General features: G+C 69.3%; 30 protein-coding genes and 1 riboswitch. Of the genes, 20 read left to right on the top strand and 10 right to left on the bottom strand.

The features are described from left to right. Positions 1-27: 27 nt before the first annotated feature. Positions 28-633, bottom strand: coding sequence for a TetR/AcrR family transcriptional regulator (locus DEU38_RS18855; protein WP_114722923.1), 606 nt, complete (start codon positions 631-633; stop codon positions 28-30). Between the two features lie 70 nt (positions 634-703). Here DEU38_RS18855 and DEU38_RS18850 point away from each other — a divergent pair, with 70 nt between their 5' ends. After that, positions 704-1,255, top strand: coding sequence for a hypothetical protein (locus DEU38_RS18850; protein ID WP_114723008.1), 552 nt, complete (start codon positions 704-706; stop codon positions 1,253-1,255). Here DEU38_RS18850 and DEU38_RS18845 read toward each other — a convergent pair. The 3 genes from DEU38_RS18845 to DEU38_RS18835 all read right to left on the bottom strand — a co-directional run bounded on the left by DEU38_RS18845 (position 1,207) and on the right by DEU38_RS18835 (position 4,471). Next, positions 1,207-2,424, bottom strand: coding sequence for an MFS transporter (locus DEU38_RS18845; protein WP_114723007.1), 1,218 nt, complete (start codon positions 2,422-2,424; stop codon positions 1,207-1,209). The genes DEU38_RS18850 and DEU38_RS18845 overlap by 49 nt on opposite strands. Before the next feature lie 89 nt (positions 2,425-2,513). Further along, complete coding sequence (locus tag DEU38_RS18840) at positions 2,514-2,945, bottom strand: MarR family winged helix-turn-helix transcriptional regulator (protein WP_114722922.1); 432 nt, start codon at positions 2,943-2,945, stop codon at positions 2,514-2,516. A gap of 35 nt (positions 2,946-2,980) precedes the next feature. Further along, positions 2,981-4,471, bottom strand: a complete 1,491-nt coding sequence (locus tag DEU38_RS18835; RefSeq protein ID WP_114722921.1) for an NCS2 family permease — start codon at positions 4,469-4,471, stop codon at positions 2,981-2,983. A gap of 81 nt (positions 4,472-4,552) precedes the next feature. Here DEU38_RS18835 and DEU38_RS18830 point away from each other — a divergent pair, with 81 nt between their 5' ends. Continuing rightward, positions 4,553-4,801, top strand: coding sequence for a DUF2530 domain-containing protein (locus DEU38_RS18830; protein ID WP_114722920.1), 249 nt, complete (start codon positions 4,553-4,555; stop codon positions 4,799-4,801). 45 nt (positions 4,802-4,846) lie between these two features. Here the strand turns inward: DEU38_RS18830 and DEU38_RS18825 are convergent, their stop codons facing one another. The 3 genes from DEU38_RS18825 to DEU38_RS18815 are packed head-to-tail and all read right to left on the bottom strand — an operon-like array spanning position 4,847 to position 9,040. Then, positions 4,847-5,401, bottom strand: coding sequence for a phosphatase PAP2 family protein (locus tag DEU38_RS18825; protein WP_114722919.1), 555 nt, complete (start codon positions 5,399-5,401; stop codon positions 4,847-4,849). 10 nt (positions 5,402-5,411) lie between these two features. Next, positions 5,412-8,183, bottom strand: a complete 2,772-nt coding sequence (locus DEU38_RS18820) for a sacsin N-terminal ATP-binding-like domain-containing protein (RefSeq protein WP_114723006.1) — start codon at positions 8,181-8,183, stop codon at positions 5,412-5,414. After that, entirely contained in the window at positions 8,180-9,040 is an 861-nt protein-coding gene (locus DEU38_RS18815) for a DUF3027 domain-containing protein (RefSeq protein ID WP_254622949.1), read from the bottom strand. The genes DEU38_RS18820 and DEU38_RS18815 overlap by 4 nt, the downstream gene beginning before the upstream one ends. A 51-nt stretch (positions 9,041-9,091) precedes the next feature. Between DEU38_RS18815 and DEU38_RS18810 the strand changes: the two genes are divergently transcribed. The 3 genes from DEU38_RS18810 (at position 9,092) to DEU38_RS18800 (ending at position 12,339) form a co-directional block, all read left to right on the top strand. After that, complete coding sequence (locus DEU38_RS18810; RefSeq protein WP_114722918.1) at positions 9,092-9,913, top strand: glutaminyl-peptide cyclotransferase; 822 nt, start codon at positions 9,092-9,094, stop codon at positions 9,911-9,913. Between the two features lie 101 nt (positions 9,914-10,014). After that, a complete protein-coding gene (locus DEU38_RS18805) occupies positions 10,015-11,814 on the top strand; it encodes an MFS transporter (protein WP_181818847.1) in 1,800 nt (599 codons plus the stop codon). A gap of 24 nt (positions 11,815-11,838) precedes the next feature. Continuing rightward, positions 11,839-12,339, top strand: a complete 501-nt coding sequence (locus DEU38_RS18800) for a DUF2771 family protein (protein WP_114722917.1) — start codon at positions 11,839-11,841, stop codon at positions 12,337-12,339. Between the two features lie 89 nt (positions 12,340-12,428). Here the strand turns inward: DEU38_RS18800 and DEU38_RS18795 are convergent, their stop codons facing one another. After that, positions 12,429-12,842, bottom strand: coding sequence for a cold-shock protein (locus tag DEU38_RS18795; protein WP_174908475.1), 414 nt, complete (start codon positions 12,840-12,842; stop codon positions 12,429-12,431). Between the two features lie 292 nt (positions 12,843-13,134). Here DEU38_RS18795 and DEU38_RS18790 point away from each other — a divergent pair, with 292 nt between their 5' ends. The 8 genes from DEU38_RS18790 to DEU38_RS18750 all read left to right on the top strand — a co-directional run bounded on the left by DEU38_RS18790 (position 13,135) and on the right by DEU38_RS18750 (position 20,570). Further along, positions 13,135-13,911 (top strand): cyclase family protein, encoded by a 777-nt coding sequence (locus DEU38_RS18790; RefSeq protein ID WP_114723003.1) that lies wholly within the window; start codon positions 13,135-13,137, stop codon positions 13,909-13,911. Next, positions 13,908-15,548 carry a thiamine pyrophosphate-binding protein gene (locus DEU38_RS18785; RefSeq protein WP_114722915.1) on the top strand — a complete coding sequence of 547 codons (1,641 nt, stop codon included), beginning with the start codon at positions 13,908-13,910 and terminating at the stop codon, positions 15,546-15,548. Before DEU38_RS18790 ends, DEU38_RS18785 begins: the two co-directional genes overlap by 4 nt. A 324-nt stretch (positions 15,549-15,872) precedes the next feature. Beyond that, on the top strand, positions 15,873-16,397 hold the full coding sequence (locus tag DEU38_RS18780) for an alternate-type signal peptide domain-containing protein (RefSeq protein ID WP_114722914.1): 525 nt from the start codon (positions 15,873-15,875) through the stop codon (positions 16,395-16,397). 3 nt (positions 16,398-16,400) lie between these two features. Further along, positions 16,401-16,955, top strand: a complete 555-nt coding sequence (locus DEU38_RS18775) for a hypothetical protein (RefSeq protein WP_114722913.1) — start codon at positions 16,401-16,403, stop codon at positions 16,953-16,955. Then, positions 16,955-17,590 carry a signal peptidase I gene (locus tag DEU38_RS18770; RefSeq protein WP_114722912.1) on the top strand — a complete coding sequence of 212 codons (636 nt, stop codon included), beginning with the start codon at positions 16,955-16,957 and terminating at the stop codon, positions 17,588-17,590. Before DEU38_RS18775 ends, DEU38_RS18770 begins: the two co-directional genes overlap by 1 nt. A 59-nt stretch (positions 17,591-17,649) precedes the next feature. Further along, positions 17,650-18,195 (top strand): CalY family protein, encoded by a 546-nt coding sequence (locus tag DEU38_RS18765; protein ID WP_258557999.1) that lies wholly within the window; start codon positions 17,650-17,652, stop codon positions 18,193-18,195. A gap of 7 nt (positions 18,196-18,202) precedes the next feature. Next, entirely contained in the window at positions 18,203-19,885 is a 1,683-nt protein-coding gene (locus DEU38_RS28580) for a signal peptidase I (RefSeq protein ID WP_181818846.1), read from the top strand. 85 nt (positions 19,886-19,970) lie between these two features. Beyond that, the gene (locus tag DEU38_RS18750; RefSeq protein ID WP_114722910.1) at positions 19,971-20,570 is read left to right on the top strand and encodes an alternate-type signal peptide domain-containing protein; all 600 of its coding nucleotides are present in this window, start codon (positions 19,971-19,973) and stop codon (positions 20,568-20,570) included. Positions 20,571-20,885: 315 nt separating this feature from the next. Here the strand turns inward: DEU38_RS18750 and DEU38_RS18745 are convergent, their stop codons facing one another. Then, a complete protein-coding gene (locus DEU38_RS18745; protein ID WP_114722909.1) occupies positions 20,886-21,491 on the bottom strand; it encodes a hypothetical protein in 606 nt (201 codons plus the stop codon). A 115-nt stretch (positions 21,492-21,606) separates the two neighbouring features. On the opposite strand from DEU38_RS18745, the gene DEU38_RS18740 reads away from it, so the two are divergent. The 3 genes from DEU38_RS18740 to DEU38_RS18730 all read left to right on the top strand — a co-directional run bounded on the left by DEU38_RS18740 (position 21,607) and on the right by DEU38_RS18730 (position 23,391). Continuing rightward, positions 21,607-21,846, top strand: a complete 240-nt coding sequence (locus tag DEU38_RS18740; RefSeq protein WP_114722908.1) for a hypothetical protein — start codon at positions 21,607-21,609, stop codon at positions 21,844-21,846. 34 nt (positions 21,847-21,880) lie between these two features. Then, on the top strand, positions 21,881-22,285 hold the full coding sequence (locus tag DEU38_RS18735; protein ID WP_114722907.1) for a YccF domain-containing protein: 405 nt from the start codon (positions 21,881-21,883) through the stop codon (positions 22,283-22,285). 273 nt (positions 22,286-22,558) lie between these two features. Next, positions 22,559-22,766, top strand: a riboswitch (cyclic di-AMP (ydaO/yuaA leader). A gap of 7 nt (positions 22,767-22,773) precedes the next feature. Then, on the top strand, positions 22,774-23,391 hold the full coding sequence (locus DEU38_RS18730; protein WP_114722906.1) for a resuscitation-promoting factor Rpf1 domain-containing protein: 618 nt from the start codon (positions 22,774-22,776) through the stop codon (positions 23,389-23,391). Positions 23,392-23,461: 70 nt separating this feature from the next. Here DEU38_RS18730 and DEU38_RS18725 read toward each other — a convergent pair whose 3' ends face one another. Continuing rightward, positions 23,462-23,650 carry a hypothetical protein gene (locus tag DEU38_RS18725; protein ID WP_114722905.1) on the bottom strand — a complete coding sequence of 63 codons (189 nt, stop codon included), beginning with the start codon at positions 23,648-23,650 and terminating at the stop codon, positions 23,462-23,464. 60 nt (positions 23,651-23,710) lie between these two features. Between DEU38_RS18725 and DEU38_RS18720 the strand changes: the two genes are divergently transcribed. The 4 genes from DEU38_RS18720 to DEU38_RS28575 all read left to right on the top strand — a co-directional run bounded on the left by DEU38_RS18720 (position 23,711) and on the right by DEU38_RS28575 (position 26,639). Then, complete coding sequence (locus tag DEU38_RS18720) at positions 23,711-26,014, top strand: helicase-associated domain-containing protein (RefSeq protein WP_114722904.1); 2,304 nt, start codon at positions 23,711-23,713, stop codon at positions 26,012-26,014. 104 nt (positions 26,015-26,118) lie between these two features. Then, on the top strand, positions 26,119-26,244 hold the full coding sequence (locus tag DEU38_RS29305) for a hypothetical protein (protein WP_258557998.1): 126 nt from the start codon (positions 26,119-26,121) through the stop codon (positions 26,242-26,244). 11 nt (positions 26,245-26,255) lie between these two features. After that, positions 26,256-26,462, top strand: coding sequence for a hypothetical protein (locus tag DEU38_RS18715; protein ID WP_114722903.1), 207 nt, complete (start codon positions 26,256-26,258; stop codon positions 26,460-26,462). 12 nt (positions 26,463-26,474) lie between these two features. After that, positions 26,475-26,639 carry a hypothetical protein gene (locus DEU38_RS28575; RefSeq protein ID WP_174908455.1) on the top strand — a complete coding sequence of 55 codons (165 nt, stop codon included), beginning with the start codon at positions 26,475-26,477 and terminating at the stop codon, positions 26,637-26,639. Positions 26,640-26,724: the final 85 nt, after the last annotated feature.

Here is a 26,724-nt window from a genome sequence, read left to right as displayed (position 1 = left end):
CCATCGTGCCGTATGGGTGGTCGACGGCTAGCGGGCGCTCCCGCCCGCCGCGAACAGCGCGGCGAAGTGTGCGTCGAGGACGGCGTGGATCTGCTCGGGACCGATCCGGTGGGGGTGGTTGAGGCCGTGTGCCGCGAGGCCGTCCACCAGGGCGTGCATCCGCATCGCCTCGACCTCGACCGCGGACGCCGCGAGCATCCCGGCCTCCGCGAGCAACCGAGTGGCTCCCAGGAAGCCCTCGTACACCGCGAGGTCGGAGCGGTCGCGCACCTCGGCGAGCGCGGGATCGGCCTGGGCGGCGACGGTGAACGCCTGCCACACCTCCATCTCGCCGCGACGGTCGTCGTCGAGGGGGACGAACTGCTCGGCCAGAACGCGCACGTCGGCCCGCAGATCCCCACTGAACTCGATCCCGGCGATGCGGTCGTAGACCCGTTTGGTGACGAGTTCCATCGCGAAGAGCAGCAGTTCGGACTGGGTGCCGAAGAAGTGCCGGAGCGACCCGGTCGACATGCCCGCCTCGTCGGCGACGGTTCGCACGCTGGCCGCGCCGATGCCGTCGCGGCGGATCACGCGCAGCACGGCGTCGGCGATCTCCTCGCGTCTGCATTCGGGGCTCGGCCTCTTCACCACATCGCAAAACTAACACGACTGTGCTAGCTTTCGAATAACTAACACAGTCGTACTAGAAATGGGGTCGAGCATGATCGTCCAACTGATCGTCGTATGCGAGATCCTCTTCTGGGTGTTCCTCGGCGCCGGCCTCGTCGCCCGCTACCTGCTGCGCCGCCCCGCCCTGGGTGCCGCGCTACTCATCGGCGCACCACTGGTCGACGTAGTGCTCCTCGTCGCCACCACGATCGACCTGCGCAGCGGCAGTGCGGCGTCGTGGAGTCACGGCCTGGCGGCCGCCTACATCGGCTTCTCGGTGGCGTTCGGGCACAGCATCATCTGCTGGGCCGACGCCCGATTCGCGTACCGGTTCGCCGGCGGGCCGGCCCCGGTGAAGCCGCCGCGGCACGGCGCGGGCCGGGCGATCCGCGAGTGGCGCGAGTTCGGAAAGGCCATGATCGCGTGGGGCATCGCGTGCGGATTGCTGTCCGCGGCGATCGCGATGGTCGACGACCCGACCCGCACCGCAGCCCTGTCCGACTGGATCGACACCCTCACCGTCGTACTCGGGGTCTGGGGCGTCATCGCCCTGAGCTACACGGTGTTCCCGGCAGGGGCGAAGGCCGTGGAGCGCCGCACGTAGAGTGCGGCGGCCAGTCCCGTCGCGAGGGACACCAACCCGCCGACCACGAGCGGCGCCCGCGGGTCGACCGCGTCGGCCAGCCAGCCCAGCAGTGGGCCGCCCAGCGGGGTTCCACCGAGGAACGCCAGCATGTACATGCCCATCACCCGGCCTCGCATCTCCGACGGAACCGACATCTGCAGGATGCTCATGGCCGCCGTGGAGAACGTCAGGACGAGGGCACCGGTCGGCACGAGCAGGAGAGCGACCGCGAGGTAGGACGGCACGAATCCGACGGCCGTCTCCAGGACGCCGAACCCGACCGCGACACCGAGGCACCAGCGCACCGTCGGGGTCGACAGTCTCCGAGCGGCGAATGTGGCACCGGCGAGCATGCCGATCGCGAGCATCGTCGAGAGCAGACCGAAGGCGTCGGCGCCCTTGTCGAAGGTGTTGCGGGCCAGGACCGCAAGCGTGAGCGAGAAGTTGAGCCCGGACGTGGAGACGACGAAGACGGTGAGGAGGACGACGGTGAGGTCGGCCCTGCTCCGCACGTACCGGAAGCCATCACGCACCTGCCCCTTGGCTCGCGGTGCGGGAGTAGCCCGGGTGAGTTCGTCCGCCCGCATCCAGGCGAGCGAGGCGAACACCGCAACGAAGGAGGCGGCGTTCACGAGGAACACCGGTCCGGTGCCGATCAGCGTGATGAGCACACCGGAGATCGCCGGACCGACGATACGGGCGGCGTTGAACATCATGGAGTTCAACGCGATTGCGTTGGCCAGCCGGTCCGGGCCCACCATCTCGATCGTGAACGACTGGCGGACAGGCGTTTCGAGTGCCGTCACGCATCCCAGCGCGAACGAGAGCACGTAGACGTGCCACAGTTGCACCACCCCACCGACGTCGAGCAGTCCGAGGATCAGCCCGAATGCCGCCATCGCGACGAGTGAGACCATCAGGACGCGCCGCTTGTCGTAGCGGTCGGCGAGCACACCGCCGTACATCGAGAGGAACAGTGTGGGCCCGAACTGCAGGGCCATCACGACGCCGACGGCGAAACCGTCACCGCCCGAGAGGGTCAGGACCAGCCAGTCCTGCGCCAGCCGCTGCATCCAGGTGCCGACCAGTGAGACGATCTGTCCGGTCGCGAAGTACCGGTAGTTGCGCGAGCGCAGGGCCGCGAACATGGACGGCGCGAGATCGGTTGACACACTGCGATCTTGCCGACAGTTGGGGGCGGTCGACGGTCCCGTCCCGCTGACCGGGCCCGGGAAGGTCAGTCGTTCTCGGAGACCAGACCGGAGATGATGGTGACGGCGTTGCGCAGGGTTTCGATCTGCTCGTCGTCGAGGCCCGACAGCTTCTCGGTCATCCACGCCTCGCGCGCCTGGGTCTCGCCCTCGATGAGGGCGTGACCGGCATCGGAGAGCGAGACGATGATCTGCCGACCGTCGGTGGGATGCGGTGTGCGATCGACCAGTCCGAGGTCGGCGAGCGACGCGATGACCCGGGTCATCGACGGCGGCTGGACCTTCTCGCGCGCGGCCAGAGCGCCCGGCGTCATCGACCCCTCGGCGGCGAGGGTGGCGAGCGCCGACAGCTGCGTCAGCGAGACCTGGGCCTCCGCACGCCGTCCCCGCAGGTGGCGCGTGAGACGCACAACCGCTAAGGACAGGTCGCTGGCCAGGGCGCGAGTATCCGATGTCACAGAATCAAACAATACGGGAACTCGCGCCCCGCCAATCACGTAACGGCGTCAGTGATCGGGCCGACTGCGAAGTACGCGACGAACAGTGCCGCAACGAGCCACAGCAGCGGGTGCACCTTCTTGGCGTTGCCGCCCGCGGCCGCGAGGACCACGTAGGAGATGAAGCCGACACCGATGCCGTTGGCGATGGAGTACGTGAACGGCATCGTGACGATCGTCAGGAACGCCGGCAGCGCGATCGAGAACTTGCCGAAGTCGATGTCGCGCACCTGGCCGATCATCAACGCGCCCACCACGACCAGAGCCGGGGCCGCGGCCTCGATCGGGACCACCGAGTACAGCGGCGTGAGGAACATCGCGGCCAGGAACAGCACACCGGTGACGACGTTGGCGAGGCCGGTGCGGGCGCCCTCGGCGATGCCGGACGCGGACTCGACGAACACCGTGTTGGACGACGCGGATGCGCCGCCGCCGACGATCGCGCCGGCGCCCTCGACGACGAGGGCCTTGCCGACGCCGGGCAGGTTGTCGTCCTTGTCGGTGAGCCCGGCTTCCTTGCCGAGGCCGGTCATGGTGCCCATCGCGTCGAAGAAGTTGGCGAGCACCAGGGTGAAGACCAGCAGGCTGGCGGCGAGGACACCGATGCGGGTGAACGCACCGAACAGGCTGACGTCGCCGACCAGGCTCAGGTCGGGCAGCTGCGCGACGACGTCGGGCAGCACGGGAACGCTGAGGTTCCAGCCCTTGGGGTCGACGCCCTTGGAGGCGCCGACATCGAAGACGGCCTCGATGATCGCGGCGAGCACGGTGGTGACGACGATGCCGATCAGCAGGCCGCCGCGGACCTTCCGGACCACGAGGACGCCCATGAGCAGGACACCGAAGACGAAGACTGCGGTCGGCCACGCGCCGATCGAACCGTTGATGCCGAGGCCGACGGGGACGGACGTGCCGGCGGCGTCGGGGATGCGGCGGACGAATCCGGCGTCGACCAGACCGATGAACGCGATGAACATGCCGATACCGGCGGCGATCGCGGCCTTGAGTTCACGCGGGATGGCGTTGAAGACCGCCGTGCGGAAACCGGTCGCGGCCAGCACCACGATGATGATGCCGTCGATGACGACCAGACCCATCGCCTCGGGCCAGGTGACCTGCGGCGCGATCGACACGGCGAGGAGGCTGTTGATGCCCAGACCCGCGGCGATACCGAACGGATAGTTCGCGATGATGCCGAAGGCGATGCTCATCAGACCGGCGACCAGCGCGGTCACCGCCGCGACCTGGCTGATCGGCAGGATGTTGCCGAGGACGTCGGTCTTGGCGGCGGCGTCGTCGGCCGAGAAGCTACCGAGGATCAGCGGGTTGAGGACGACGATGTACGCCATGGCCACGAACGTGACCAGGCCGCCGCGGACCTCGGTGCTGATGGTCGAGCCACGCTCTGTGATCTTGAAGTAGGTGTCGAGCAACCGCGAGGGCGCCGACCGCCGCGTGGGCTCGGTCGTTTTGTCGGTAACCGCCATGTCGAGTTTCGGTCCAATCGCCGGGAAGTGGGGTTTCGCACCTGGCAGATTAGGGCACCGACGCAGGGGTAACTTAATCGTGTGACCGAAATCCATAGCACGTCGACGCTCGTGGCCCGCCTGTCCGATCCCCGCCCGGTGCTCGCGGTGGGCACGGCAGCGTGGGTTCTGGCGACCGTCGTGGTGCTACTGGTGGGCGACCGGTGGAGCGACGCACTTCCGGTCTGTTATGCCGGAACCGCCCTGGGCCTCCTGGGATTCGCGTTGTTCCTCGTTCAGCGCCGGGCCGCGCGGCGCGGCAGCCGGGGCGCGCAGCGCGGCCTCGCCTGAGCCTCGGACGTCGTCACCGCCGCCCGATCTGCGGGGTGAGGGAATTCACACGGAGTTCGCGCGCGTCAAACGGGTATTTCGACGGGTGATCGCCCAGATCCACAGTGCGGCCCACGCCACACCGAACGCCCAGCCGGCGAGCACGTCGGTGAGCCAGTGCGCGCCCAGGTACACCCGTGAGAGCCCGACGGCCAGGGTGTAGCACGCCAGCAGCACCAGCAGCAGGTTCCGCCGGAGGCCGGCGGCGAGGATCCGCACCGCCACCGCACCCAGGACGCACGCGAGGATCGCGGACATCATCGCGTGTCCGGACGGGAACGAATAGCTCTCGAGCATCACGAGACGCTCCGGCAGGGGCGGCCGTTCACGCCCGAACAAAAGTTTGAGCAAACTCATCGCCGCCCAGCCGGAGAGCATCGCGCCGGCGACCATCACGGCGTCCGCGGTGTACCGCCGCGCGAGCAGCGCGGTCGTCACGACCGCGGAGATGACGAACACCGCGAGCGTCCCGCCGCTGTTCGTGACGACCGTGACGGCGTCCGTGAGCCCGGGCGTGCGGATGTCGAGCATCCAGTCCAGTACCGACTGGTCGAACGTCATGTCTCTCCCCTCACGGACGGCGACGGCAGTGGGTCCGGCCGTCGGTGTCCACCCACCATGCGACGGCGACGTCACCGTCGAGCGCACCGCCGAGCCGCACGACGAGCTCGTCGTGCACGACGACGGATCCGCTCGGCAGCGGCAGCCCCAGCACCGTGCACGCCAGCACGGCTCCCGGTTCGCGATCCCACGTGCTGGTCTCGCCGTCCCCGAGGACCTGTGCGTGGACCGCGGCCGACGCGAGCGGCAGATCCAGCAGATCCGCGAGGGCGGCGGCGGTGTCCAGCGCACCGAGCACCAGGCGCCCCGGTGGGACGACGGCGCCGAGGTGCGCGCGGTCGAGCACCAGCGCGACGTCGGGATCGGCGACGGCGCCCGCGAGGCTGCGCACGCCGGACGGCAGGCCCAGTTCGTCGAGGTCCAGCACGCCGCGGTCCGCGGCCGCGGCCAGCAGCCGGTGGGTGCGGGTCACGACGTCCGGGGTGGGGGTGCGCTCGGGGTCGGCGAGCCGGTCGAGCAGCACCCGGGCCAGCCCGGTGTCGTCGACCGCGGTGGGTGCCAGCGCACCGGCCAGCGCGGGTGCGGCCGGGTGGTCGAAGACGTCGAGCAGTCCGGCGAACGTGTCGTCGTCGGGTGCGCGCAGCAGGCCGAGGCGCCGTCCGTCGATCTCGGCGTGCGTGCGCAGCCACCACGCGGTGTAGCCGTCGCGGTCGGCGAGCGCGGCCGCGGTGAGCGGGTCGCCGGCGAGCAGCGTCAGCGCCTGCGACCACCGCGCGGGATCGACCAGGTCCAGGTCCCGCACCGCGACCAGCGTCTCGGGGTCGTCGGAAAGGGTGTCCCACCAGCGGGGCTCGTCGTCGAGGTCGTGTTCGGGGCCAGTGGGCAACTCGGCACGCATCACGGAGAAGCCCCAGCCGACGCCGAGCGCGCGCAGCGACTCCTCCCCCACCCGCTCGACCAGTGCCGCGTCGACGGTGCCGAACGGCGAGTCGTCGTCGAGCACCTCGGCGAGCGGGGCGCCCGGCAGCAGCAGTTCGTCAGCGGGCACCAGTTCGCCGTCGGCGTCGGGCAGCGGCAGCTCACCCAGCCAACCCGGCCGCGCGTCGGGCGGCGCGAGTCCGACCAGCGAGAGCACTACGGTCGCCAATTCGGTTGCGGCGGTGGGGTCGTCGTAGTCGACGTCCTCGATGCGGGCGCGCAGCGCGGGATCGGACAGCAGGTCCCCCGCGGTCGCCCGCTCGGCACCCAACCGGTTGAGCAGCGGATGGACGGCGTCCGGGTGCACCAGCCGCACCCAGTCCAGGGCCGCGACGGCCGCATCCACCGCATGCCCCAGATCGGTGCCGGTGACGGTGGTGCGCGGGCCGGTGACGGTGCGACCGTCCGCGAGCGGAACCGAAACGGCGGCAAGCTCTTCGACGGCCAGCGCATCCACCACCAGCGGTTCGAGCGCGTCGTAGAGGGCGTGCCACCACGACGGTTCCCGGTGATGGCCGCCCAGCAGTTCGGCGATACGGGCCAGTCCCACCCGGTGCACGTCCACCGCCGCCAGCACCGGGGCGTGCCGCGGCCCCGACAGCTCCGGGTCCACCAGGTCGGGCACGACATCGGCGAGCGCATCGGCCAGTTCGTCGGTCAGTGCGGGGATCACGGTGGCGCGGGTCGGGACCAGGTCGGCGGCATCCGGGTAGGCAGCGGTGCGGGCGGCGGGCACCCACGGCTGCGTGCGCAACTCGCGCAGCAACTCCTCGCGCAGGGCCGCGTCCACCTCGCTGCGCGCGAATCCGGGCTGCGGCACCAGATCCGGGCGCTGGTCGCGCGGGAGCGCCGCGACGAACCGTGCGTAGCCGCGGGCGACGGCGGCCAACGGCGCGCCGGGCAGCACACGCCGGCGGTCGGGCTGCATCGGGACGTCGGCGATCAGCAGCGCCGGGATCGACAGTTCCTCGTCGGAGCGGGTGGGGGCACGCAGGACGTCGGCGGTCACGGTCCGCACCCGCCCGTCGACCACCGGCACCAACCACCGCGCGGCATCGGCCCGGAACTGCCACCACGTGCGGTCGCCGACGGTGATCTCGGTGAGCCCGGCGCGGTCACCGTCGAGTTCGCGCTCGGTGCGGCGCAGCACCGTGTCGCCGACCTCGATCGTCGCGATTCCCGGGAGCTCGAGCAGCAGGTCGACGGCCTCGGCGGCGAATCCGGCCACCAGGGCCGCGGCATCGACATCGGGGCGCAGCCGCAGCACCACCTCGGTGTCGAATCCGGACGGCGGCCGTTCGTCGGTGGCCCACACCAGGCGCAGCGCCGGGACACCCGCGTCGGGCACCTCCAGGCCCTCCTCCGCGACGGCGGCACGGGTGCGGGCGGCGGAGAACAGCAGCGAGCCGCTGGTGGACCGCAGTTCCACCTCGTCGCTGACGGCCCGGACCGCGGTGAATCCGACGCCGAATCGTCCTACCCCCGCGAACTCTCCGGAGCTTCCGGTCTTCCCGGAGGCACGGAGCGCGGCGAGCGCGTGCACGCCTTCGACATCGAGGGGTGCACCGGTGTTCGCGATCCGGAGCACGTCGTCGTGCAGTTGGACCCGCAGGGCGCCGGGGATCCCGGTGCGGGCGGCGGCGTCGGCCGCGTTCTGCGCCAGTTCGGTCAGCAGCCGGTCGCGGTAGCCGGCGCGGACGAGGTCGGCCTCGGCCGCCGCGTCCTCACGCAGACGCGTCGGCGAGTTCCGCCATGCGAGGAGCGTCCCCTCCCGCAGCGCCGCGGTGCCGAACGGATCCGTCAGCTGGTCGATGCCGGGTCCAGCGGGGGCTCGGGATCGGTGGGCTCGTCGGCCTGCATCTCGGCGGTCGCCTCGGCCTGTGCCTCGGGCGCGACCGGGCGCTCGATCTCGACGACCTCGACGGCGGCGTCGTCGTACGCGTCGTAGCGCGGGGTGCCGGCACCGGTCGGCAGGGTGGTGTCGGAATGCGCGCCGCAGCCGTGCGCGGCGTGCACGACGTGACCGTCGGCGGCCATCTCGTTTCCGCACACGCCGAACGCCGCGTGCAGCGAACCGGACAGCGGCAGATAGAAACCGCACAGGTCACACGTGGACGGCGCGGCCTTCGCCATGTCCGAGTCCGGTCCGAAGTCGCCGTCGTGCCAACGCTCGGCGCACTCCAGTCGACCCTCGCGGCTCATGACCTGCTTGCGGCCCAGCCCGATCTCGAGCGCGACGTCGTCCACCTCGGGATCGCCGGTCGCGACGTACCCCGGCACCAGACGGGGGTCGCCGGCGGGCGGCGCCAGCAGGTCGCCGGGCGACAGGTCGCCGGGACGGACTCGCTGATCCCACGGCAGCCATTCGGGGGCGACGAGCGCGTCGGGTCCCGGCAGCAGCGCCAGCTCGCTGATCGTCACCCGATCGGAGTCGGGGGCTGCGGCCACCACGACGGCCCACTGCCAGCCGCGATAGCCCGGAAGCTCGGCCTCGAACCGGTGGGTGGCCGCGCAGAAGTCCTCCCCGGTCACGCCCAGGTGCTTCCCCACACCACCCTCACCGAGCGCGGTCAGTGCCGCTCGGGCAGGCTCGACGGCTTCGGCGAGGACGGGGCGCACGACGGCGCTCTCTGGAGACGACGTAACACTCACAATGTCCATCTTGCCGCACTGGGTCCGGACCGTGCTCGTGCGGGCTGTCATGCTGGTCCGGTGAATCGGCGTCACACCCCGTATCCCGTCGCTGTCGGAGTGTCCGTGCTGGCCGTTGCGCTGCTCGCCGGCTGCACCGCAAGCACCGACGACGGCACCCCGCCGGAGGGCGCGACCATCGCCCAATCGCTGCGTCCGGAGATCGTCCGCGAGCTTCCGCACGACCCGGACGCGTTCACGCAGGGCCTCGAGATCTCCGACGGCACGCTGTACGAGAGCACCGGCCGGGTGGGCCGGTCGTGGGTGCGGGCCACCGAGTTCGACACCGGCGCCGAGCGGGCGCGTGCCGATCTGATGCGCCCGATGTTCGGTGAGGGGATCACCGTCGTCGGCGACACGGTGTGGCAGCTCACCTGGAAGGACGGTGTCGCGGTCGCGCGCGACCGGGACACGCTGACCCAGAAGCAGCAGGTCCGGTACGACGGCGAGGGGTGGGGGCTGTGCGCGCAACCGGACCGCCTGGTGATGAGCAACGGCTCGGACTCCCTGACGTTCCGTGATCCCGCGACGTTCGAGCCGACGGGGTCGGTGGATGTCACGCTCGACGGCCGGTCGATCGATCAGCTCAACGAACTCGAATGCAGCAGTGACGGTTTCGTATACGCGAACGTGTGGCAGACCGACACCATCCTGCGGATCGATCCCGCGACCGGAGTGGCGGTCGGCCGGATCGATGCCGCCGCGCTACGCGAGGCCCTGCCGTCCGGTGAGAGCCGCGACATCGACGTCCTCAACGGCATCGCCCAGATTCCGGGCACCGACCGCTTCCTCGTGACCGGGAAGCTGTGGCCGCGCATGTTCGAGGTCCGGTTCGTCGCCTGAGGGCGGACGTGACGAGCGCGTGACGCATCCGACACGTCCGAACTAGCTGGAACAGACCGCCCGTGTCGTGCAATGTCCGGGGACTAGGACAGAATTGGGGGGTGACCGGACCTCGCGAACCCCACGACGCCGACCGGCGTGGGCAGGACCCGCGTATCCCCGCGCCCCCGCGACACCCCGGCTACGACAACTATCCGCCCGCGCGACGTGCCACTGCCCGGCGCACTCCGCTGCCCCCGCTGCATCCCGTCGACCGGTCCGCGCCCACCGATCGGATCCCGCCGGGACCGAACGGACACAGCCAGGGCGAGCCGGGCCGCACCGGGCAGGACCGGAACGGGCAGGCCGCGCCGGGCCCCGACGAGACCGCGCGCGTGGAGCAGCCGCCCGAACACCCGGAGCAGTCGACCCGACGGTTCTCCAAGCAGGACGCGGAGGCGCTCGAGGCCGACACCGACGACGGGGCGCCCAAGCCGCGGCCGATGCCGCGGAAGCTGACGGTCACCCGGGTCGCCGCGATGCGCAGTCGCGAGCTGACCAACAAGAGCATCGCGACGTTCCGGCGGGCCGCGACCGCGGACGGCGCCGACAAGTCCGGGCTCACCGCCCTCACGTACGCGGTGATGGCGAACTTCGCGACCGACGCCGCGATCGCCGTGGCGCTGGCCAACACGCTGTTCTTCTCGGCGGCCACCGGCGAGGACAAGACCAAGGTCGCGCTGTACCTGTTGATCACGATCGCGCCGTTCGCGGTGATCGCCCCGCTGATCGGCCCGGCGCTCGACCGCCTGCAGCGGGGTCGCCGGATCGCGCTGGCGTCGTCGTTCGCGCTGCGGACGGTGCTCGCGCTCGTCCTCGTCTTCAACTTCGACAGCTGGGCGCTCTACCCGTGTGCGCTGGGCATGATGGTGCTCAGCAAATCGTTCTCGGTCCTCAAGAGCGCCGTGACCCCACGTGTGCTGCCACCGGAAATCGATCTGGTGCGGGTCAATTCGCGGCTGACGGTGTTCGGCCTGCTCGGCGGCACCATCGGCGCGGGCGCGCTGGCCGGCGCCCTGGCGCTGGTCACCGGGTCCACCGGGGCGCTCTGGTTGGCCGCGCTCATCACCGCGTTCGGCGCCTACCTGAGCATGCGGATCCCGGCGTGGGTGGAGGTCACCGAGGGTGAGGTGCCGGCCACGCTGACCTTCCACGGCGACGACTCCCCCACCGAACTGATCGACGTGTCCGCCGTGGCGAGCGTCAAACCGGACAAGCGACGCCAACCCCTGGGCCGCGTGGTGGTCACCGGACTGTGGGGCAACGGCACCATCCGCGTGCTCACCGGATTCCTGACGCTGTACATCGCGTTCGTCGCGAAGGCCAGCACCGAACACGCGGCGCTGATGCAGGCCGCGATGCTCGGCCTGGTCGGCGCGGCCGCCGGCATCGGCAACTTCGCCGGCAATGCCGCCGGCGCCCGGCTGGAGCTGGGGCGGCCCGCGGTGATGGTGCTGCGCTGCACGATCGCGGTGACGGTCGTCGCGATCATCGCGGCGGTCACCGGTAACCTGCTCACCGCGGCGCTCGCAGCGCTCGTGGCATCGGCCGCCAGCGCCCTGGCGAAGGTGTCGCTGGACGCGTCGCTGCAGCAAGACCTGCCCGAAGAGTCCATCGCATCCGGTTTCGGCCGGTCCGAGACCGTCCTGCAGCTCAGCTGGGTCATCGGCGGCGCGATGGGCGTCCTGCTGCCCACCGAACTGTGGATCGGTTTCACGGTCGTGTCGGTGGTGCTTACGATCGGGCTGGTGCAGACCGTCCTCACGTACCGCGGCGCCTCGCTGCTGCCGGGACTGGGCGGCAAGCGACCGGAGCACGTGAACCAGGAGACCACCGTCGGCCACAGCCCTCGTGCCGACTGATCCACCGAACGAGAAACGGATTCCATGATGCAGGACCGGACGAAAAAGATTGTCGCGCTGATCGCGGCCCTAGTGGTGGTCGCGGCGGCCGGTCTTGCAGGGGTCGTCGCCTACCTCGTCGGTCAGTCGGAGGAGAAGCTGCCGACCATCACCGCGTACTCGAAGCAGGAGACCGTCTCGGCCACGCCGGGGTTCTGCGACCAGACGCTGCAGTGCGAGGGGCTCGAGATCGTCGAACTCCACGTGCCCGAGGGCTACCCGCTGCAGCTGTCGCTGCCCAAGGAGGTCGCGGACTCCGACTGGCGTCTCAACGTCCAGATCGGTAACCCGAAGACCGGCGAGATCTTCGAGGGCTACCGCGACTACACCCCCGGCGAGGCGTGGGCGGTGACGGTGCCCGGCAATCCGGGCGAGCAGCTGATCAGCGCCATCATCCAGCTTCCCGCGCAGGGCGGGCTGGCACCGGTGTGGGCCCTGCAGACCATCCCGATGCCCGGCGGCGGACAGGTCGCCCCGGCCTCCTGACCCCAGGAACGACGAAACGGGAGCCTTCCGATGATCATCGGAGGGCTCCCGTTTCGTCTGTCAGCGACTGCTTACCGCAGTGAGTCCACTCAGCTGTCGAGCTCGCGCGCCACGGCGCGCACCACCTCGGAGATCCGCTGCGCGGTCTTGCGGTCCGGGTACTTGCCCTTGCGCAGGTCCGGCTGGATCTTGGCCTCGAGCAGCGTGATCATGTCCTCGACCATGCCGTGCAGTTCGTCGGGCGAGTGCTTGCGGGCCACGGCCTCCTTGCGCGCGCCGCCGCTCTGACGCAGCGTCGGCGCCGGATCGAGCACCTTGACGCTCAGCGCCTGCGGGCCGCGGCGTCCGGCGGCCATGCCGAATTCGACGCGCTGGCCGGCCTTGAGGCCCTCGACGCCTTCGGGTAGCGCCGCCGCGCGGACGTAGACGTCCTCCCCCTCTTCCTGGGACAGGAAGCCGAAACCCTTCTCGACGTCGTACCACTTCACCTTGCCGGTAGGCACCGTGTTCACCCGCTCATCTGCCTGCCGCACTCGTCGTTGAGCGCGCGCGTGGATACATGCAAAACAACGCGCCCCACTCGGAGTGCGGGACGCGTGAATGGCCGAGTGTACCGCCTGGCCAGCTGCCCGGCATCCTCCTTTCCCGGCACGCGGCGGCCTCTCGACCGGGTGACCGGGCGGTCGGTTCGTCGGCGTCGTGCTCGATACTGTGCAGATGGTCGGGGTGCTCGGCGGGCCCGACCCCTCCGACGACCCCTCCGACGACCCCTCCGACGACCGATGGGACGAGATAGTGACGACGCTGACCGACCTGCTCACCAAGATCGGCTCCAAGAGCATCGAGGTGCTCGACCTGACCGCGCCGCTCAGCTCGGACACACCGGTCCTGCATCTGCCGGAGCCGTTCGCCAACACCATCCCGGCGGGACTCGAGACGGTCAGCAACTTCGACGACGACGGCCCGATGTGGGCGTGGAACAACCTGCACACCGGCGAACACACCGGCACCCATCTGGATGCGCCGACGCACTGGATCACCGGGCGGGACGGCGCCAGCGTCGACCAGATTCCGCCGGAGCGGCTGATCGGTCCGGTCGCGGTCATCGACGTCACCGCCGAGGTGGAGGCGAACCCGGACTTCGTGCTCGAGGTGGAACACATCGAGGCGTGGGAGGCCGAGCACGGCCCGCTGCCCGACGGCGCGTGGCTGATCCTGCGCACCGGCTGGGGCGAGCGGGGCAGCGACCCGGTGCGTTTCGCGAACGCGGACGCCGACGGCCCGCACACCCCCGGCCTGTCGGTGGCGGCGGCCAAATGGCTGGCCGAGTCGAGCCCCATCACCGGGTTCGGTGTGGAGACGGTCGGCATCGACGCCGGCATCGCGGGCGGCTTCGACCCGATGTTCCCGGCGCACTACTTCCTGCTGGGCCACGACAAGTACGGCCTGACGCAGCTGCGCAACGTCGACAAGCTGCCGACGCTGGGCGCGGTGCTGGTGGCGTCGCCGCTGCCGATCGTCGGCGGAACCGGCAGCCCGGCACGCGTGTTCGCACTGGTCGAGCGCGCATGAGTTCCACCGTCGCGCAGCTGGTCGGTCGCACCCTCGCCGACCTCGGGATCGGTCACGCGTTCGGCGTGGTGGGCAGCGGCAACTTCGCGGTCACCAACGCCCTGATCGCGGCGGGGGTGCCGTTCGTCGCGGCCCGGCACGAGGGCGGGGCCGCGACCATGGCCGACGCGTACTCGCGCATGTCGGAGCTGCCCGCGGTCGTCACCACCCACCAGGGGTGCGGGCTGACCAATGCTCTGACGGGGATCGGTGAGGCGGCCAAGAGCCGCACGCCGCTGATCGTGCTCACCGCCGACACCGCGGGCGCGGCAGTGCGGTCGAACTTCCGGATCGACCAGGACGCGTTGGCGCGCAGCGTCGGTGCCGTCGCCGAGCGGGTGCATTCGGCGGCGTCGGCGGTGGCCGACACCGTCCGCGCGTACCGCACGGCGGTGCGGGAGCGCCGGACGGTGGTACTGAGCCTGCCGCTGGACGTGCAGGAGGCGCCGGCGCCGGATTCGTGGACGGTTCCGCTGCTGCCGCCGGTGCAGCGCATCCGACCCGACGTGGACGCGCTCCACGCGCTGGTGTCGGTGCTGGACAAGGCGCAGCGGCCGGTGTTCGTCGCCGGGCGCGGCGCCCGCGATGCCGGCCCGCAGATCGCGGCGCTCGCGGATGAGGTCGGCGCGCTGGTCGCGACATCGGCGGTGGCCAACGGTTTGTTCGAGGGAGATCCGTTCTCGCTCGGCATCTCCGGCGGCTTCTCGAGCCCGCTCACCGCGGAACTGATCGCCGGCGCCGACGTGATCGTGGGCTGGGGCTGCGCGTTGAACATGTGGACCATGCGGCACGGGTCGCTCATCGGCCCGGAGGCCACCGTCGTGCAGGTGGACATCGAGGACTCGGCGCTGGGCGCGAACCGGCCGATCGACCTGGGTGTGCTGGGCGACTGCCGGGAGACCGCGGCCGTCGCGCTCGAGCGGGTGCGTGAGGGCGGTCGCGGCTACCGCAGCGACGAGGTTCACTCGCGCATTGCGGCGCAGGGCCGTTGGAACGACGTGCCGTTCGACGACCTGTCCACCGCGACGACGATCGACCCGCGCCTGCTCTCACGGGAGCTGGACGTGATCCTGCCGCGGGAGCGGACGGTGTCGGTGGACTCCGGCAACTTCATGGGTTACCCCAGCGCGTACCTGTCGGTGCCGGACGAGTTCGGCTTCTGCTTCACGCAGGCGTTCCAGTCGATCGGGCTGGGCCTGGCCACGGCGGTCGGCACCGCACTGGCACAACCGGATCGGCTGCCGGTCGCGGCGCTCGGTGACGGCGGATTCCTCATGGGGATCTCCGAGTTGGAGACCGTGGTGCGCCTGGGACTGCCGATGGTGCTGGTGGTCTACAACGACAGCGCGTACGGCGCGGAGGTGCACCACTTCGACTCTCCCGGCACCGACCATTCGGCGGTCACCTTCCCCGACACCGACATTGCGGCCATCGCCCGTGGGTACGGCGCCGAGGCGGTCACGGTGCGGTCGGTCGGCGACCTCGACGCGGTGCGCGCATGGGTCGCGAGTCCGCGAACCCGTCCGCTGCTGATCGACGCGAAGGTCGCCTCCGACGGCGGCGCGTGGTGGCTCGCCGAGGCGTTCAAGGGGCACTGACGGGGGTTTCGGTGCTGGCTGTCGGTGCTGGTCGGCGTTGCCGCACCAGCTGAACCGATCAGGACAAACCTTTCTACTGGACATTTGACCAGTTTTACCTTCAACCAGGCGCAGAAGGTGCTACAAATTACTCCGGCGCAGCGCGGGGGTTGTGCCGATCTGTTCCACCAGTTCATCTGCTCCACCAGCTCTGCCAGCGCCGGACAAGCGCCGACCAGGTGTATGCGTGAAACAAAGTTTTGACTGGTCCAAGTGTCTGAGTGCCGACGCACCACCCCTTGTAACGACCCCTGCCCCGGGGCCAGAAGAAACGAGAACACCCGCATGAACAAGCAGACCAAGGGCGCAATCGCCGCCGGCGCAGCGGCGCTGCTCCTCGCCGGTGGGGCCGGCTCGTTCGCGCTGTGGAGCGACACCGAGACGCTCAACGGCGGCACGATCTCCTCCGGCAAGCTCTCCCTCGAGACCGTGGGAACTCCCGGTTGGACCAAGGGCGGAAGCCCGGTCACCATCTCCAGCTACAAGGCCGTTCCCGGCGATGTCCTCGTCTACAACGCAAAGGCCAAGATCGGCGCGGTTGGCGACAACCTGCACGCGACGCTCAAGGCAGATGCCAGCAGCATCACTGGCGACCCAGAGCTTCTTGCCGCCCTCGCTCCTCAGACCACCGCAACCCTTAACGGCGACGCCCTGGCCACCGGTGCCACGGGAGTGGCGATCAACCAGGACAACGACGGCCAGACGGTCGACGTCCAGGTCACCTTCACATTCAACGCGACCGGCACGACGGCGCAGACCCAGAGCGTGAACCTCGCAAACTTCAACCTCACCCTCACGCAGGATTCCTGACAGTTGTCCAAAAACCACCGTTGGTGGGCACTCGCAGCGGTGCCGGTCCTGGGTCTGATCTTCTTCTCCACCCAGCAGACCGGCGCCCTGTGGAGTGACTCCAAGAGCCTCGCCGGGGGAACCATCACCTCCGGAACCCTCGACATCGGTGTCGGTGCCGGCGGCACGACGCAGAGCAACTTCGCGTTCTCGGCCCTGGGCAAGACCAACCTGATACCCGGAGGCTTCGCGCAGGCTCCGCTGACGGTGCGCAACTCCGGCAACGTGCCAATGAAGTACCGACTGCAGAACGTCGTGCAATCCGATGCTGCTGTGCCCCTGACGCTCACGGTATCGACCGTCGGCTCAGAGGCGGCATGCCCCGCAGACGCCAACCCGACTGGGGCAACGCAGCTTTACAGCGGGGCGATGGTCGGTGCGCAGACTCCCACGTCGCCGCAATGGCGCACTCTCGGCTCAGGTGCGTCCGAGGTGCTGTGTCTTCGCGGCACAGTCGGCGCTGCAGCAATTCAAGGCGCCAGCACCACGGCAACATTCACCTTCGCTTCGGAGTCCTGATGAGTAACGCGGTCGGGAGGGACGAGCCCACCACCATTTGGTGGTGGGTGAAGTCCGTCGTCTCTTGGCTGCTGCTCATCGCGATGGTCGGCATCCTGGCGCTGACGATCGTGATTCCACGAATCGTCGGCGCCACCCCATATACGGTGCTGACCGGTTCGATGAAGCCCACGTATCCTCCGGGAACGCTCATCGTTGTGCGACCGCAGGACCCGCAGACACTCGCGGTCGGCGACCCCATCACCTTTCAGTGGGAGTCCGGCAAGCCGGATGTTGTGACCCACCGGATCACCCAGGTGCGGCGCACGTCTCAGGGCGAACTGACGTTTGTGACGCACGGCGACAACAACCCGTCACCCGACGAGAGACCGGTTGTACCCGAGCAGGTTCGGGGCAAGGTCTGGTACTCCGTGCCCTATGTGGGGTATGTCAACAACTACATCACCGGCAAGCAGCGCTCGGTCCTCCTCGTGGTGGTCGTCGGCGGTCTGCTGATCTACGCGGTGTCGATGTTCGTCAGCTCAGGCCTGGACAAGGCCCGCAAGCGCCGACCCGAGTCGGCCTCCGACGACGACTCCACCGTCACTGCCGTAATCCCCGTTGTCGACGCCGACGCGCCGGCCACGACGAAGTAAGAAGGACCGCGATGCCTCGCCCCGAGCACTCCTCATCGACTCCCACCTCCGGTACCCGCGTGCGCAAGGCGTTAGGTGGCGGCCGAGTGCGCGCCGCACTCTCCCTCGGAATCGTGCTCGGTCTGGGTGCGGTCGGCACTATGGCCGCGTGGAGTGACACCGCAACCGCGACGTCGGGTGTTTTCAGCGTTGCCTCGATCGACCTGCAGCTCAACAACAATCAGGGCAATCCCGCGTACGCGTTCACAACGCTGAACAAGACCAACATGATGCCGGGCGACAGTGTCCAGGCCGCCCTGCCGATCCAGAACAAGGGCACTGCCCCGTTCAGCTATACGATGTCGGCCTCTGCAACCGGCGACGCCACCCTGGCCGGATTCCTCAAGGTCACTGTCCTCGACGCCGCGTGCGCAAACCAGATCATCGCCCCCACGGCCCTGTCCACCAGCGCAGCCAAGCCGATCATCACCGTCGGCCGCAACCTCGCCCCGTCGACCGGTTCGGAGACACTGTGTTTCCGCGTCGCACTCGACCCCACCGTGACAGTCGCCTCGCAGAACAAGACGGTCAACGTCTCATTCGCCTTTGCGGCGACCACGGCGTGAGGTAGCAATGTCTGACAATGAGAAGGCCTCGCGCCGAACAGGATCGATCGGCCGGGTCTGCCGAGAATCTGCCCTCACCATCGGTGCCGTCGCCGGCTTGATCTGCATAGTGGCGACCGTCGCCGCACTGGTGTTCGGCATCAAGCCGCTGATCTTCCGGTCCGGTTCGATGTCGCCCGAGATCACAACCGGTTCACTCGCGTTGTCTCGCAACGTCCCAGCCACCGATCTGAAGGTTGGTGACGTTGTCAGCGTCGAGAATACGCAGGGCACCCGCATCACGCACCGCGTGTACGCGCTCGATCCACAGGCCGGTGGCACCGTGCTCGTCACACTCAAGGGCGATGCCAACCAGGATCCCGACATCGAGCCCTACGCAATCACCGAAGCCGATCGCGTCTTCACGAGCGTCGGCGGACTCGGCTACGTGGTGGCGTGGCTGTCGAGCCCCGCTGCACTCCTCCTCGGCGGCGCTTTCGTCGGCGCTCTACTGATGATCGTGGTACGCCCAGCCAAGAAGAATGACGACGACAGCGACGACGACCAGGCGACCGGCCCGGGTTCGTCTATCGAGGACGCTGCCACCACCGAATTCGTGCCAGTCATCGAGTCGAAGGTCGAACCCATGTCTCCCACAAAGCGATTCTCGGTCCCCTCCGCTCGATCGATACTTGCGATCAGCGCCGCCGCCCTGTCTGTCCTCGGCATCACCCAGGCCACGATGACCGCTGCGGCGCTCACCGACAATGCCACGGCGGCAGCGTCATTCTCGACGCCCGCCGATATGTTGGCGGCACCGAAGTGGTTGGGGTGCAGCGGTAGCGGTGGCTCCGTCACGATGAAGTGGGCGCATCTCGGACCCGGGTACACCTATGATGTCAAGCTGGTGAGCGGATGGGGCGGATCCTGGAATCCCACGATCCCGCAGAACAAGGGAGACGTAGTCTCCCTCAGCGTGAGCGCATACGACAACGTCTACGAGACGGCCTCGTCCTCCCGAATCGAGGTGCGCGCGAAGCGAGACGGGCAGATTGGCTCCGGCTGGGTAGGCGAGAACATGTGGGCGTTCACCCTCTGGAACATCAAGTGCGACGGCGCTACCTCCGACGGCAACCAGGTGCAGGGACTAACCGCCGGCACCGAAGCGCTGAACGCCCGGATGGCGGGACCCGTCGAGACCACCACGACGCCGTCCTCGACAACCGCCGCACCGTCGAGCACGACGTCGCCTCAGACCACCACTAGCACCACAACGACCGCTCCGACGACGTCCGACACGACGGCAAGCACCACCACCACGACAACCACGCCTCCGACAACGGCGTCGGAGACATCGGAAACCACGACGACCACTACGACTACAACCACGCCTCCGGCTACGACGACCACTGCCGCCGACACCCCCCTGGGCACGTCGGAAAAGTCGCAGTCCCGCGACTACTCGGCGCTGTTGGTGAACTCGGCCGAAACCTCGCAGACCGCGATCGTGATCGAGGACGCGAACGGTGAAGAACTGGAGCGGATTCCAGCGTCGGCATCGGCCCACTACGAGTGGGATTCATCCACAGACGCCCTGTGGATTGTGGATAACGGGAAGCTCTACAAGGCAACGGGTTCCACATGGAACAAGACCGCCGTCGACCCGTCGTCCACCGACGTGCCGGCCGACATCGCGGCCCTGATCGAATGATGCTCCTGCTGCCCGGCCTCACCGCCGGGAAGTCCAATCGGGTCGGGGCCGGCGAATCTTGCACGAGGGGAATGAAAGTAGTCCGATGAAGACACAGACCAAGGGCTTCAGGGTCGCCGTCGCGGCCGCCGCACTCGGCTCCACACTGATGCTGTCCGCGTGCGACTTCGGCAGCCTCGGCAGCGGTAGCGCCGGTGGCGCAACGACCACGACGCCGTCGGCGCCCACCACCACCGCACCCCCCACGACGATCGGTGGTGGGGGCAACGGTTCGGGCTCCCTCGCTCTCACCCAGGTGACGACGCCGGGCTGGAGCGACCGGAACGGTCCCATCGACATCGCGACGTTCCGGGTGGTACCCGGCGACGTTCTGACGTACCGAGGCAGCTACAGGCTCACCGTCAACGGCACCGGCCTGCAGGCGCGGCTGACGGCCGACGACATCACATTCACCGGCGGCGGCCAGCTCAAGGGCAAGCTGCAGCCTCAGGTCACCGCGACCATCGGGGGTACCGTCGTCCCGTCCGGCCCTGCCGGCATCGTGGTCGACACCTCACAGAACAACGCGGTTGTCGACGTGGCAGCCAAGTTCACCTTCGACCCACAGACGTCGGGCATTGTCGGGCAGTCGGATTCGGCAACCTTCGGCGACTTCAGGATTCGTCTCGAGCAGGTCCTCTCCTAACCCCCCCCCACAATCTCAGGGCCACCGTCGGTCCCCCCTCCCATCGGGCGGCCCTGATCCCCCACTTCCCGCAACTCCCCGATCCTGCACCGGAGGTCGGGTGGACGACGTGCGCGGGGAAACGGGCGCGTGCGTTCCGGATCGACGCACGCCGCACAGCGCCGGTTGTTCTCCCGCAGACGGAGAACAGCCGGCGCTTCTCGGTCAGCGGTGCCGGCAACTCGCATCGGAACGCGAACGGGCGGTTGTCCGACCATCGGCCGAGTGCCGAGTCAGACAACCGCCCGTTCGTTCGTCAGGGCTACCGGCACCCGGTCAGGAACCGAAGCTGCCGCTGCCGAGGGAGCCGAGGGAGCCGAGGGGACCGGTGGAGGCGGGGCCGGGCCCGGGCACGAAGCCGACCGCCCACATCGGGTTCACGTGGCCGTTCTGCGCCTGGTTACCTACGTTGGAGGGCATTCCGACGACCAGAGAGATCGCGGCGGTCTCGTTCGGACCGAGGTGGACCGAGCCGATCCGCGTTCCGGGAGCCACCACGCGGGGCTCGGTCAGTGTCACCGCGTCGCCGGCCTTGCCGTCGATGTCGACGCGCGCGGTCGCGGTCATGCCCTGGGACAGGGTGTACGGGCCCACCGAGAAGCCGACGAAGCCCTCCACGCCGGCGATGTTGCGGACCTGGAAGGTGGTCGCGAGCTCCCGCCCGGGGACCAGCTCACCGAGATTCCAGTCGATCTCCCCGATGCCGCCCCAGGTGACACCGTTGTCGGACGAGTACTCGACGGTGGGGGCCGGCTCGTCGGCGCGAGCCAGCGAGGGCACCGCGATCACGGCGACGGCCGCGAGGAAAAGCGCGAGCAGCACCCCACCCAGAATCTTGCCCTGCCACGCCAGCGATCCGGGCACACGAGTGGAAGCAGTCATGGCGCGGAGCCTAGGGCAGCGAATGTAATCAAACGTCCAATTCGGAGATATTTCTCCGGCCGCCACTTCGGGAAGCGCGTGCACCTCACGCCCGCGGGTGGCCTACCGTTGTGTTGTGACGAACGATTCGAACCGCAGCGGCACCGACACCCCCGGCCGGGCCGGCAAAGGACTGTTCTACGCAGCAGTCGCCAGCTTCCTGATCGGGATCGCGGCGATCGTCGCCATCTTCTTCGTCCATTCACTCTCCGAGGGCGACCCCGGCCTGGTTCTGTACTTCCTCACGCTCGCGTGCCCGCTCGGCTTCGTGCTCGCGATCGCCTACGCCCTCCGCTCCGGACGCCGGAGTCGCTGAGCCGGAGGCTCCCCAACCATTGGAAGGAATCACCATGAGGATCCTGCTGAACATCATCTGGCTGATCTTCGGTGGCCTGTGGCTGGCGCTCGGCTACTTCCTGGCCGGCGTGATCATGTGCATCCTCATCATCACGATCCCGTTCGGCATCGCGTCCTTCCGGATCGGGGTGTACGCGCTGTGGCCGTTCGGCAAGACGGTGGTCGACAAACCCACCGCAGGCGTCGGGTCGCTCATCGGCAATGTCATCTGGCTCATCCTCGCGGGCGTCTGGATCGCGATCGGCCACATCGTCACCGCCGTCGCCATGGCGATCACGATCATCGGTATCCCGCTCGCGATCGCCAATCTCAAGATGATCCCTGTCTGTCTGATGCCGCTCGGTAAGGAGATCGTGGACGTCGACCGCCGCGATCAGGCCCAGTGGTCGACGGCCTGACCGTTCCGAAAAGTGGGACAGACCGCCCGTTCAGAGTGTGATCTCACTCACATTACGCCCCGATAACGGAGCGGTGTCGAACCGTGATCAACCCTGCCCCAACGCGACTAGCTGGGGCTAAGCCGTCTCAGTCGAATCCCGCAGTCGAGCAACACAAGACGCGCCGCGTTATCAACCGGTGACGTTTGGCGCTCGATCGTCGTACCGTCGTGTCCGGCCGGAACTTCGGCCACATCCGGGCCCGCCGCGCCAAACCCCGTCCAGTGGGTCCGGAACACCCACGAACCATCCATGGACGGGGACGGGGGACCCAAAGGTCCTCCGGGGTAGAAGGTCCCGAAAGGGACAACCCCGCAGGGCATCGGGAGAGCAATCTCCCTGGGGGTGAAGCCAGACCCGCTCCATCCATGAGCGGCGAGGCCGGGCGACCTCTCAGTCCGAACCCGACAGCTGACCTCGCAGGCGCGTGCGGAGAGGAACCAACCGACATGAGCGGACGCCATCGCAAGCCGTCTACCACCGGCCGCACCGTAGCCAAGGTCGCCGTCACCGGCGCCATCATGGGCGTGGGCGGTGTCGCCTTCGCCGGCACGGCCAGCGCGGCCCCCGACTCCGACTGGGACAAGCTCGCGCAGTGCGAGGCCGGCGGCAACTGGGGCATCAACACCGGCAACGGCTACCACGGTGGCCTGCAGTTCTCGCCGAGCACCTGGACCAGCCATGGTGGCGGACAGTTCGCTGCCACCGCGAACCAGGCCACCCGTGAGCAGCAGATCGTCGTCGCTGAGCGCGTGCTCGCCAACCAGGGTTGGGGCGCCTGGCCGTCCTGCTCGTCCAAGCTCGGCCTGAGCAGCGCGCCGTCGCAGCGCAGCGCCCCAGCCACCGAGGCCCCGCGGGTCGTCACTCCCGCCCCGGTCGCCCAGGCACCGGTGCACCCCGCGCAGGGCGTCTTCGACCAGATCGACTCGCTCATCGACGCCGCCGCCGATCAGGGCATCGTCATCGGCCAGCCGATCCTCGACGCCTACGACGTCGCGAAGACGATCGACCTCAGCAAGCTGAACCTGCAGGACGTCGCCGGCGTGGCGAACCTCTCGCAGAGCTGAGCCGCTCCCCCCGAAACACGAAGTGGGCCCCTCGCCGATGGCGAGGGGCCCACTTTTCTGTGTTTGCGCGTCAGCGGTTGATCACGGTGTGCGGGTGCACGTAGGGCAGCGAGTCCACCGGAAGCGGGAACTCCGTGTCCTCGCCGAACGGCGAGAGATTGCCTGCACGGCTGGAAGACAACTCGGTCACCGCGTGATCTCCATCCGCAGTTTCCGGCCACCCTGGATCGACATAGCGCTTCTTCGAATTGTTAGCCACGCGCCCATTTTGACAGGAGCGTTCGCCGCCGTACAGCCCAGGTCACTAATCTCATAGTCGATGACCTCCACGCATGGCACCGAGGGCGCCCCGGAAACCGCAAACCCCGTGGCAGCACCCACACTGACCGGCTGGTTGAGCGCCCGCAAGGACGCCGAACTGACCGACCTGTTGCGGCTGCGCCCGGATCTCGCCGTGCCTCCACCCGCCACGGCCGCGGTGCTGGCCGGGCGCGCCGAGCAGCGCGCGTCGGTGATGCGGGCCGCCGACACCCTGGGGTCCCTCGAATTCACCGTCCTCGAGGTCCTGGCGCTGGAACAGGCCGATCAGATGCCGGTGGCGCGCCGGCACGTCGACGACGCCCTCGGCGGCCGGGTGCCGGCCAAGACCGTCGACAAGGCGCTGGACCGGCTGCGCGCCCTGGCGCTGGCGTGGGGCGACGACGATCGGCTGCGGATCGTGCGCGCCGCGGCCGACGCCATCCCGTGGCGCATCGGCCGTATCACCGCCGAGTCCGAGGCGATGACCGAGGACGAGATCCGGGCCGCGCTCGACGGGATCGAACCGGGTGAGCGCGACCTGCTGACCACGCTGGCCCGGTCGTCGCCCATCGGCCGCACCCGCGACGCCGCGCCCGGCACCTCCCCGGACCGCCCCGTCCAACGTCTGCTCGCCCGCGGGCTGCTGCACTGGATCGACGCCGAGACGGTGGAGCTGCCCGTCCAGGTGGGTCAGGTGCTGCGCGGCGAGGCCGTCTTCGATCCCGCGTCACCTACCCCGCCCCCGCTCACCGGACGCAAGCAGAAGCTCTCCGACGTCAACGCGGCCGCCGCGGGCGAGGCCCTGGAACTGGTGCGGCACTGTGAGGACCTGGTGGCCGCGCTCGGTGACGGGCCGGCGCCCGCGCTCAAGGCCGGCGGCCTGGGTGTGCGGGAGGTGCGGCGGCTGTCCAAGTCGACCGGCATCGACGAGGCCCGCATCGGCCTGCTGCTCGAACTGCTGGCCGGTGCCGGACTGATCGCGAGCGGCAGCCCCGACCCCGCACCGCTCACCGACATCGACGACTACTGGGCCCCCACCGTCGCCGTGGACGGCTGGCTCAACTCGGGCACCGCCCGGCGCTGGGCCACCCTCGCCGGGGCATGGCTGACGCTGCCGCGCCGCCCGTGGATCATCGGTAGCCGCGACGCCACCGACAAGCCCATCTCGGCGCTGTCCGAGGAGGTGCGCGCGCCGGGCGCCGCCCTGGAACGCCGGCTGCTGCTGGAACTGCTCGCCGAGGCGGGCGGCGGGAAGTCGGTGTCCGCGTCCGAGGCCAGCCGGCTGCTCGCGTGGCGTCGTCCGCGCTGGGCGGGTCGGCTGGGGCCGCACGTCGTGGAGCGGACCCTCGGGGAGGCGCGCACGCTCGGGCTGGTGGCGCACGGCGTCCTCAGTTCGCCGGGCAAGGCGCTGCTGCACGGCGGCGACCCCGAGTCCGAGATGGACGCCGCGCTGCCCGCGCCCATCGACTACGTCCTGGTGCAGGCCGACCTCACCGTCGTCGCGCCCGGGCCGCTCATCCCGGAGCTGCTCGATCAGATCACGCTCGTCGCCGACATCGAGTCCGCGGGCGCGGCGTCGATGTACCGGGTCAGCGAGAACAGCATCCGGCGCGCGCTCGACGCCGGGCTCTCAGCGTCCGAGCTGCAGACGCTGTTCTCGACCCGCTCCAAGACGCCGGTGCCGCAGTCGCTGAGCTACCTCATCGACGACGTCGCCCGCCGCCACGGCCGGCTGCGGGCCGGGGTCGCGTCGTCGTTCATCCGCTGCGAGGACCCGGCGCTGCTCGCGGAGGTCCTGGCCTCCCCCGTGGCCGAGCAGCTGGCGCTGCGGGCCCTGGCTCCCACCGTCGTCATCTCGCAGGCCCCGCTCAAGGAGGTCCTCACCGAGCTGCGTGCGGTCGGGTTCGCCCCGGCCGGCGAGGACTCGTCCGGCGCGATCGTCGACCTGCGCCCTCGCGGGGCCCGCGTGCCGGCGGCCCGGGTGCCGCGGCTGCGCACCCCGGCCGTCCCCACCGACGAGCAGCTCGCGACGCTGGTCCGCTCGCTCCGCGCCGGTGACCGCGCCGCCGCGTCCACCGGTGCCGGACTGCGCAGCGACGGCACGCGCGCGTCCAGCGCAGCGACGATGACGCTGCTGCAGACCGCCGCGCAGGTCCGGCGCAGCGTGTCGATCGGTTACGTCGACGCGCAGGGCATCGCGTCGCAGCGCATCGTGGAACCGGTCAGCGTCGGCGGCGGTCAGCTCGACGCGCTCGACCCGGCGACCGGTGAGATGCGTCGCTTCACACTGCACCGCATCACCTCCGTCGCGCTCGTCGACTGACTTTCTCCCGCCCCGGAAAACGCCCCGAACTGCACGACTGGCATTTTCCTGGAAATGACGTATGGTCTCGATCGAGTGATTGCCACTTCGAATTAGGAGCGACAATGGCCGACAAGAAACCTGGCAAAAATCTGAAGAAACCAAGTCAGTCGATCAAGGAAAAGCGGGCGGAAAAGCGCGAGCGCGCTGTTGATGCCGGCGAGTTGATCAAAAAGCGTAAGCGCCACTGACGGACCTCGCCATGACCCGCGAGGCACCGGCGCGTGACGCACCGGGTGTGCTGGACCACCTGCACCGGAAACTGGACCATCTGCTCGGCGACAGCACCCTGCCGCAACCCCGCGCCGACGGCTTCCGGTCCGGCATCGCGTCGGCGAAACTTTTCGTTCTCGACGAGCGCGCCCAGCATTCCGGATTTCCTTTCCCGCCGACGCACGAAAAAAAGTGAAGGACCCCTATCGTGAAGCGGACCCTGCTCGCCCTGGACAAAATTCAGGCGCGACTGGAAAACGAGCTCGACACCACCGCCGTGCACAGCGAACGGGACGTCGGATATCGCGCCGGAATTTCCGAGGCACTCGTCCAGGTGATGGAGACCAAGAAATCCCTCACCGCCGGACGCTGATCCGATCGTGAAGGATTTCCGGCGGCCGCCGACGGAAATCCTTCACGGTCCGCGGCCGCCGAGGCACCGCCGTATGGCGGGACAG

Origin of the sequence: Rhodococcus sp. AG1013, assembly GCF_003350365.1 — a bacterium.
Taxonomy (GTDB): domain Bacteria; phylum Actinomycetota; class Actinomycetes; order Mycobacteriales; family Mycobacteriaceae; genus Prescottella.
This window is presented reverse-complemented; position numbering and strand designations above follow the sequence as displayed.

Coding starts and splice junctions, on each gene's coding strand:
- DEU38_RS18850 (WP_114723008.1), top strand. CDS start 704: ATGATCGTCCAACTGATCGTCGTATGCGAGATCCTCTTCTGGGTGTTC.
- DEU38_RS18845 (WP_114723007.1), bottom strand. CDS start 2,424: ATGTTCGCGGCCCTGCGCTCGCGCAACTACCGGTACTTCGCGACCGGA.
- DEU38_RS18835 (WP_114722921.1), bottom strand. CDS start 4,471: ATGGCGGTTACCGACAAAACGACCGAGCCCACGCGGCGGTCGGCGCCC.
- DEU38_RS18825 (WP_114722919.1), bottom strand. CDS start 5,401: ATGACGTTCGACCAGTCGGTACTGGACTGGATGCTCGACATCCGCACG.
- DEU38_RS18815 (WP_254622949.1), bottom strand. CDS start 9,040: ATGGACATTGTGAGTGTTACGTCGTCTCCAGAGAGCGCCGTCGTGCGC.
- DEU38_RS18800 (WP_114722917.1), top strand. CDS start 11,839: ATGATGCAGGACCGGACGAAAAAGATTGTCGCGCTGATCGCGGCCCTA.
- DEU38_RS18785 (WP_114722915.1), top strand. CDS start 13,908: ATGAGTTCCACCGTCGCGCAGCTGGTCGGTCGCACCCTCGCCGACCTC.
- DEU38_RS18780 (WP_114722914.1), top strand. CDS start 15,873: ATGAACAAGCAGACCAAGGGCGCAATCGCCGCCGGCGCAGCGGCGCTG.
- DEU38_RS18770 (WP_114722912.1), top strand. CDS start 16,955: ATGAGTAACGCGGTCGGGAGGGACGAGCCCACCACCATTTGGTGGTGG.
- DEU38_RS28580 (WP_181818846.1), top strand. CDS start 18,203: ATGTCTGACAATGAGAAGGCCTCGCGCCGAACAGGATCGATCGGCCGG.
- DEU38_RS18750 (WP_114722910.1), top strand. CDS start 19,971: ATGAAGACACAGACCAAGGGCTTCAGGGTCGCCGTCGCGGCCGCCGCA.
- DEU38_RS18745 (WP_114722909.1), bottom strand. CDS start 21,491: ATGACTGCTTCCACTCGTGTGCCCGGATCGCTGGCGTGGCAGGGCAAG.
- DEU38_RS18735 (WP_114722907.1), top strand. CDS start 21,881: ATGAGGATCCTGCTGAACATCATCTGGCTGATCTTCGGTGGCCTGTGG.
- DEU38_RS18730 (WP_114722906.1), top strand. CDS start 22,774: ATGAGCGGACGCCATCGCAAGCCGTCTACCACCGGCCGCACCGTAGCC.
- DEU38_RS18720 (WP_114722904.1), top strand. CDS start 23,711: ATGACCTCCACGCATGGCACCGAGGGCGCCCCGGAAACCGCAAACCCC.
- DEU38_RS29305 (WP_258557998.1), top strand. CDS start 26,119: ATGGCCGACAAGAAACCTGGCAAAAATCTGAAGAAACCAAGTCAGTCG.
- DEU38_RS18715 (WP_114722903.1), top strand. CDS start 26,256: ATGACCCGCGAGGCACCGGCGCGTGACGCACCGGGTGTGCTGGACCAC.